Consider the following 7,807-nt stretch of genomic DNA (forward strand, 5'->3'; position numbering starts at 1 on the left):
AGCAGCTTCCTCAATGGAAACAGCTACTGCAACTGTCATACCAACCATCGGGTTGTTACCAGCGCCGATGAGACCCATCATCTCTACGTGAGCCGGTACAGAAGAAGAACCAGCGAACTGTGCATCAGAGTGCATACGTCCTAATGTATCTGTCATACCGTAGGAAGCTGGACCTGCTGCCATGTTGTCCGGGTGAAGTGTACGTCCTGTACCACCACCGGAAGCAACTGAGAAGTATTTCTTACCTGCTTCAAGACGTTCTTTCTTGTATGTACCTGCAACCGGATGCTGGAAACGTGTCGGGTTTGTGGAGTTACCTGTGATAGAAACGTCAACGTCTTCTTTCCACATGATAGCAACACCTTCCGGAACGCTGTTAGCGCCGTAGCAGTTAACTTTTGCACGAAGTCCTTCGGAGTATGCTTTTCTGAATACTTCTTTAACTTCGTTCTTGTATGGATCGTATTCTGTCTCTACATATGTAAAGCCGTTGATACGGGAGATGATCTGAGCAGCATCTTTACCAAGACCGTTCAGGATAACACGTAATGGTTTCTGACGAACTTTGTTAGCTTTCTCAGCGATACCGATAGCACCTTCAGCTGCTGCGAAGGACTCATGTCCAGCCAGGAAGCAGAAGCACTCTGTTTCTTCTTCAAGAAGCATCTTGCCAAGGTTACCATGTCCAAGACCTACTTTACGTGTATCAGCAACGGATCCAGGAATACAGAATGCCTGAAGTCCTTCACCGATAGCTGCTGCTGCATCTGCTGCTTTCTTACATCCTTTTTTGATTGCGATCGCAGCACCTACTGTATATGCCCAGCAAGCGTTCTCAAAACAGATCGGCTGAATGCCTTTGATCTGATCGTAAACATTAAGACCTGCGTCTTTTGTGATTTTCTCAGCTTCTTCGATAGAAGCAATGCCATAGCTGTTTAAAACAGAATTGATCTTGTCAATTCGTCTCTCATATGATTCAAATAAAGCCATTTCCTGTTACCTCCTAAATTATTCTTTTCTTGGGTCGATAATTTTAACAGCGTCTGCAACACGGCCGTACTGACCTTTTGCTTTTTCCCATGCAGTATTCGGGTCATCGCCTTTTTTGATGAAATCAGTCATTTTTCCAAGGCTTACGAACTGATATCCGATGATCTCATCATCTGCATCAAGAGCAATACCTGTTACATAACCTTCTGCCATTTCAAGGTAACGAGGTCCTTTTTTCAGAGTTCCATACATTGTACCAACCTGAGAACGAAGTTTACAAAAGTCGTTATCATCACACGTCAGAACAAACTTGATGAGTTTATGCAGGCAATGAATGAGATCGGCGTTACCGGTATCACAATCACAAACGTTTTAGGATGCGGTGTACAGAAAGGTGCTCCTGCTTACTACCGTGGTGTTGAGATGGAAATGAATCTTCTTCCGAAGATCAAGATTGAAATCGTTGTCAGCCTCGTACCTGTTAAGAAAGTCATTGAAACTGCAAAAGCTGTCCTTCACACAGGTGAGATTGGTGATGGTAAAGTATTCGTATATGATATCGAAAATGTAGTGAAGATCCGTACCGGAGAAGAAGGTTATCTCGCTCTCCAGGATACTAAATAGGCCTCCACTCATAATAAATATCCAAATAAAACAAGAAAAACCCGGGAAATTGATACAAAATCATTTCCTGGGTTTTTCTTGTTATTTCCGCGGTGACAATCTCGGCAGATTCCAGTGATAATGAGCCGCAAGATAACGGATCAACACTACTACCACCGATGACACTACCATAGCCTCTACATTTCCCACAAAACGATTCATGTACACGCATACGATCGCACCGATAATAGAAGCGCAGGCATAAATATGCTTTACAAAAATATAAGGCGGCACACTTGCCATCATATCACGCAGCAGACCGCCGCCAACTCCTGTGATCGTTCCAAGAAACACAAGCAGAAACGCATTATCCATATAACCCTGGCGGATTCCTGCATTAACACCCACTACCGTAAAAATACCAAGTCCCACAGAATCCAGCACCAGCATAAACTTATCGTATGTCTCACGCCTGTGTCCTTCCAGAAGTTCTCTCTTAAAATAAAAAATAAAGAAAACAATGCACGAGGTAAGCACAGATACAAGTGCATATACCGGATTTGTAAATACAGCCGGTGGAATGACCCCCAGCACCACGTCTCTGATCATGCCGCCTCCCACCGCAGTTGCTACTCCAAGAACGCTGACGCCAAAAATATCCATATTACGCTCTACTCCTACCATTGCTCCGGAAGCTGCAAACGCGATCGTACCTGCCATTTCCATAATAAATGTCATGATTGACTGATAATCCATATCTAATTTAACTCCTGATTATTTTTCTTTAACATAATATCAGAGCCAAAAGACATTCTTCCTCTTCTTCTGACTCTAATATCCAGAATAACATATATTACTGTTCGCTGGCAATATCCCGCATAATATTTTACTTATCCGGCAACAACTGTTTTACGGATGCTCCTTTAAACAAAGTACCATCTACTGTGAATCGGTCGATCAATGTCGTCTTCGGGTTCTCAATCAGATCGATCAGTTTCTCCGCTGCGATTCTGCCAATTGCAACCGTATTCTGACAAAGTGTAGTCAGCTTAGGTTCCAGAATCTTCGCGATCGTGATTCCATCATACCCTGCAATAGAAATATCCTCCGGAATGCGAAGTCCTCTCTCCCTGATCTCATTAATTCCACCTATCGCAGCATAATCATCCGGATAAAGAATGCAGGTCGGCGGCAACGGAAGATCTAACAGCTCCCCTGTCACCATTGCAGCGGTATCCGCATCTCTGTAAGGACATTCCTTAATATAATCATCCGGTATCTCTACTCCCAGTCTCTGCAAGGTTCTGTAAAAGCCAGAAAGTCTCATACGGGTTACAGAAGTATTATCTCCATGAATATAAGCAATGCGTCTGTGTCCCTGCTCATAAACATACGAAACAAGCTCTTCCATTCCCTGCGTATTATTGGAAACAACTGCAATATTTCCATCAAACACATGGTCGATCGTTACCACCGGAATTTCCGAACGAATCAGCTCCTGTACCTCATCTGCATAGAAATCCACACACGCGATCACAACTCCATCTACCCCTCTGTAACGGCAATGTTCGTAATAGCTTAGGTTCTGTCCGGAAATTTTTCCGCTCGTAAAGGTAATATCGTACCCTTTCTCCTCTGCGGTCCTTTTGAAGCTTTCCAGCACATGATTAAAATAATCATGAGTAAGTCCACTGGCCGCTTCATCAACAAACATGACTCCGATATTATAGCTTCTCTTCGTCTTTAACGTTCTCGCAGAGGAATTAGGAAGATAGCCCATTTCCGAAGCAGTTCGTAAGATCAGCTTCCTCGTCTCCTCACTGATATCGGAATAACCGTTCAATGCTTTGCTGACACTGGCCACAGAGACATTACACTTTTTCGCAATTTCTTTCATCGAAACCATAGGTATGCCTCCTAAAATTTTCGTAATCGTTTTCGTACTTCCATTGTATAACTACTCGCACAAATTTTCAAGCTTGCAATTCATTTTTTTGTGCATCTTTTATATTTTTTGTATGATTGCACAATTTTAACACCCAATATTTTTCCATTATCACAAATCCAATTCATCATTTTAACGAAAATACCCTCTTATTTTTTGACACTTATTTTTCTGTAAAACAATTGATTTTATCACTGTCTTCCGCTATACTAGAGACAAATAGCAGTAATGCCACGATAATCGTCTGTTTTTATTCTAAACTTATTCGTTTTCGTGTTTGAATTTTCTGTATATTTAAAACAACTGACACAAAATCATAATAAAACAGGAGGACTTCTTATGAAATTCGGTTATTTCGATGACAACGCCAAAGAATATGTCATCACTACCCCAGATACTCCGCTTCCATGGATCAACTATCTGGGATCTCAGGACTTTTTCTCCCTGATTTCTAACACTTGTGGCGGATACAGCTTCTACAAAGATGCCAAACTTCTTCGTATCACCCGTTACCGCTACAACAATATTCCGGTAGATTCCAACGGAAAATATTACTATATCCATGATGGAGAAGAAATCTGGAACCCAGGTTCCATGCCTTCCAAGACACCACTGGATTCTTATGAATGCCATCACGGAATCGGCTACAGCCGTTTTCTGTCTTCCAAAAATGGATTAAAAGCTGATCTTCTTGCTTTTGTTCCTGTAAACACAACCTGTGAGATTAATAAACTGACTCTCACAAACACAACTGATGTTCCGAAAACCTTTTCCCTCTTCTCTTATGTAGAGTTCTGCCTCTGGAATGCCGTAGATGACAGCACAAACTTCCAGAGAAATTTAAGTATCGGCGAAGTTGAGATCGAAGGCAGCACTATTTACCATAAAACCGAATATCGCGAACGCCGCAGACATTACAGTTTCTTTAGCGTAAACAGCCCGGTGGATGGTTTTGATACAAGCAGAGATGCTTTCCTTGGTATGAACAACGGAAATGCTTTTCCTGTTGCTGTAAAGGAGAATAAAGCAAGAAATTCTGTTGCAAGCGGATGGTATCCAATCGCAAGCCACCAGATTAATATAACACTTTCTGCAGGAGAATCCAAGGATTTTATTTTTGTTCTGGGATACAGCGAAAATCCACAGAATCAGAAATTTATCGCTCCAAACGTAATCCGCAAGGACGGCGCTCATAAGATTCTCAGACAGTTCCAGACAACCGAACAGGTTGATGCTTCATTTGCCGAGCTGAATGCTTACTGGGACAAGCTTCTCTCCCGTTATCATGTAGAGAGTAACGATGAGCATGTAAATCGTATGGCAAATATCTGGAATCAGTACCAATGTATGGTCACCTTTAATATGTCTCGTTCCGCTTCCTATTATGAATCCGGTACAGGCCGCGGAATGGGATTCCGTGATTCCTGTCAGGATCTCCTTGGTTTCGTACATCTGATTCCGGAACGCGCAAGAGAACGTATCCTCGATATTGCTGCCACTCAGTTTGAAAACGGAAGTGCTTATCATCAGTATCAGCCACTTACCAAGAAGGGTAACCTGGATATCGGAAGCGGTTTCAATGATGACCCGTTATGGCTGATTGCAGCAGTTTCCGCTTACCTGAAAGAAACCGGAGACTTCTCTATCTTAAATGAAATGGTTGACTTTGATAATCAGAAAGAAAAGGCAGCTCCTCTGTATGAGCATCTGCATCGTTCTTTCGAATATACAGCAACTCATCTCGGGCCGCACAAACTTCCACTGATCGGACGCGCAGACTGGAATGACTGTCTGAACCTGAACTGTTTCTCCACAGAACCAGGAGAATCCTTCCAGACAACTGGCCCATCTGAAGGACCTGTTGCAGAATCCGTATTTATCGCAGGTATGTTCGTAAAATACGGAAAAGAATTCGCAGAAATCAGCCGTCATATAGGTGACACCGCGGCTGCCGAAAGAGCAGAAAAAGAAGTAGATCAGATGTATCAGGCAGTACTTGATGCTGGATGGGATGGAGAATGGTTCCTCCGTGCATACGATGCCGAATCTCAGAAAGTCGGTTCCAAAGAATGTAAAGAGGGACAGATTTTCATCGAGCCACAGGGCTTCTGCGTTATGGCTGGAATCGGGGTCAAAGAAGGCCTTGCCGAAAAAGCTCTGGATTCTGTCAAAGAGCGTCTTGATACGAAATATGGCATTATGATCCTGCAGCCGGCTTATACCCAGTATTATCTGAATCTTGGAGAAATTTCCTCCTACCCGCCGGGATATAAAGAAAATGCAGGTATCTTCTGCCACAACAATCCGTGGGTTTCTATCGCAGAAACCGTAATCGGACGCGGTAACAGGGCGTTTGAGATTTACAAGAAGACTTGTCCGTCCTATATCGAGGGCATAAGTGAGATTCATTGCACAGAGCCGTACATATATTCACAGATGGTTGCAGGTGCTGACGCAGTCTTCCATGGTCAGGCAAAGAACAGCTGGCTGACCGGTACAGCAGCATGGACTTTCTGGAATCTGTCTCAGGCAATCCTGGGTGTACAGCCATCCTATGATGGACTCTGCATCAATCCATGTATTCCGGAAGGCTTCGGTGATTTCAAACTTACCAGAACTTTCAGAGATGCTGTTTATTATATCGACGTTAAAAATCCTGATAATGTTCAGAAGGGTGTTAAGAAAGTCGTTGTAGACGGAAAAGAACATGAAGGATGCCTGATTCCATTTGAAGAAGGCAAGAAAGAATATCATGTAACTGTATACATGGGATAATAGAAACTATCTGTCGCAAACTTGTACAGCACTACATATCTTTTGCAAGCAAGAGATATGTACAATCTGCTTTTACTATTTGGTACAATTCATAAAAGTAAAACCAGCTAATGACAATATTTCGTCTGGCGTATTTTGCAATTCGATGAAATATTATCAGATAGCTGGTTTTTTAACTTTCTATAAGTTCAGAAAAAATTTTATCTGCTACTTAAACTTTTTCTCATTCTCAGGATATTCTGTCCATCCATATATTCATAGGAAACTTCATCCATTATTTTCTTAACCATATAAATTCCAAGACCACCAATTTCTCTCTCTTCCAGATTCAGGGTTATATCCGGATCTTTGTTCTCCAACGGATTATAGGGAATTCCCTGATCAATAAAAACCAGAACGATCATTCCTTTCTCTATTCCAGCCTGTACCGAAGCTTTTCCACCATCAGCGCCATAAGCATAATATGAAATATTTCCAAATATTTCATCAATAACAACATCTATCTGCATCTGAATCTTCATAGGGCAGCAATTTTCTTCTAAAATATCATTTACAAAATTTGTTACAACATCAATGTTCTCTACTTTTGCTTCAACTGTAATATCCTTCAAATCCCTTCTCCTTCCTGCAAGTTGTTTTCTGGAGTGTGTTTAAAAAATCATTCCGAAATACAGCTGGTTCTTTTTGCCTCTAATAATAACCAGTGCACTAACAAATTCCAAAAAAGGGTTCTGTTCTCATCACAAAACCCTTTTTATAAATTACTCGATTGTTAATATATCACTGAATCCTGTAATTTCAAATATTTCCTCTATAACCTCGCTGACATGGGTCAATTTGAAATCTCCTTTTTTATTCATATATTTCTGTACTTTCAGGAGTACACGCAAGCCTGCTGATGAAATATACTCCAGATCCGTCAGATCAAATACAAGCTCCTGTGTATCTTTCAGTTCCTTTTCCATAAAGGCTTCCAGTTCCGGCGCCGTCGTTGTATCTAATCTGCCTGATAATAATACAGTATCTTTTGTTCCTTCACTTTGCTTTTCGATCTTAAGACTCATTTTATTCTCCCTTCAAATTATAAAAATTTCTATTAAATTTCCTTCAAATTATATTGCCTATATTATACATGATTTTTTCTGAGATTTGAAGAAGTAATTTTTTGCGTTTCTAAACAAAGCAATGTACGTTTGATGATCCGAAAAATGAAATTGAAAAAATAAAGAAATGACATCCTGCGGCAGAGCTTATCTGCCGCTTTTTTTGTATCTAAAGTGGTAGCTACGGGTGTGCTACAGGGTGGTAGCTACGGGGTGGTAGCTACGGGGTAGCTACGCGAATTTTTTTGTGTTTTCCGAGACTGTTTCGTTCTAAAATCGTACTTTTTATCTCCACATAGCAAAAGTGCCGCAAACCCTTGAGTTTACGGCACTTTCAACGCGCTTACACTTTATTTTCTTTTATATGAATTAGAACTTGCCAGCTTTA

6 protein-coding genes and 2 pseudogenes are annotated in these 7,807 nt (G+C 41.4%); 2 read left to right on the top strand and 6 right to left on the bottom strand.

Annotated features, from left to right (window positions below; all coding sequences use genetic code 11):
• The coding region (locus AC058W_RS14555) for a GGGtGRT protein (protein WP_118576357.1) at positions 1 to 993 on the bottom strand (993 nt) is incomplete at its 3' end.
• A gap of 18 nt (positions 994 to 1,011) precedes the next feature.
• Positions 1,012 to 1,266 (bottom strand): annotated as a pseudogene (locus AC058W_RS14560) (hypothetical protein); the annotation flags it as partial.
• Here AC058W_RS14560 and AC058W_RS14565 point away from each other — a divergent pair.
• Positions 1,264 to 1,617: pseudogene (locus AC058W_RS14565) on the top strand (P-II family nitrogen regulator); the annotation flags it as partial. The pseudogenes AC058W_RS14560 and AC058W_RS14565 overlap by 3 nt on opposite strands.
• 81 nt (positions 1,618 to 1,698) lie before the next feature.
• Here the strand turns inward: AC058W_RS14565 and AC058W_RS14570 are convergent.
• Together AC058W_RS14570 and AC058W_RS14575 are read right to left on the bottom strand one after the other, a co-directional pair.
• Positions 1,699 to 2,352, bottom strand: coding sequence for a trimeric intracellular cation channel family protein (locus AC058W_RS14570; RefSeq protein ID WP_117677717.1), 654 nt, complete (start codon positions 2,350 to 2,352; stop codon positions 1,699 to 1,701).
• 130 nt (positions 2,353 to 2,482) lie between these two features.
• Positions 2,483 to 3,502 carry a LacI family DNA-binding transcriptional regulator gene (locus AC058W_RS14575; RefSeq protein ID WP_479390240.1) on the bottom strand — a complete coding sequence of 340 codons (1,020 nt, stop codon included), beginning with the start codon at positions 3,500 to 3,502 and terminating at the stop codon, positions 2,483 to 2,485.
• Positions 3,503 to 3,880: 378 nt separating this feature from the next.
• On the opposite strand from AC058W_RS14575, the gene AC058W_RS14580 reads away from it, so the two are divergent.
• Complete coding sequence (locus AC058W_RS14580; RefSeq protein WP_479390241.1) at positions 3,881 to 6,316, top strand: glycoside hydrolase family 94 protein; 2,436 nt, start codon at positions 3,881 to 3,883, stop codon at positions 6,314 to 6,316.
• A 200-nt stretch (positions 6,317 to 6,516) separates the two neighbouring features.
• Here AC058W_RS14580 and AC058W_RS14585 read toward each other — a convergent pair whose 3' ends face one another.
• The gene (locus AC058W_RS14585; protein ID WP_117677720.1) at positions 6,517 to 6,927 is read right to left on the bottom strand and encodes an ATP-binding protein; all 411 of its coding nucleotides are present in this window, start codon (positions 6,925 to 6,927) and stop codon (positions 6,517 to 6,519) included.
• Positions 6,928 to 7,077: 150 nt separating this feature from the next.
• Positions 7,078 to 7,380, bottom strand: a complete 303-nt coding sequence (locus AC058W_RS14590) for an STAS domain-containing protein (RefSeq protein WP_118419948.1) — start codon at positions 7,378 to 7,380, stop codon at positions 7,078 to 7,080.
• Positions 7,381 to 7,807 lie beyond the last annotated feature (427 nt).

The organism is Blautia sp. CGZ-1-C1 (assembly GCF_056504575.1).

Coding starts and splice junctions, on each gene's coding strand:
- AC058W_RS14570 (WP_117677717.1), bottom strand. CDS start 2,352: ATGGATTATCAGTCAATCATGACATTTATTATGGAAATGGCAGGTACG.
- AC058W_RS14575 (WP_479390240.1), bottom strand. CDS start 3,502: ATGGTTTCGATGAAAGAAATTGCGAAAAAGTGTAATGTCTCTGTGGCC.
- AC058W_RS14580 (WP_479390241.1), top strand. CDS start 3,881: ATGAAATTCGGTTATTTCGATGACAACGCCAAAGAATATGTCATCACT.
- AC058W_RS14590 (WP_118419948.1), bottom strand. CDS start 7,380: ATGAGTCTTAAGATCGAAAAGCAAAGTGAAGGAACAAAAGATACTGTA.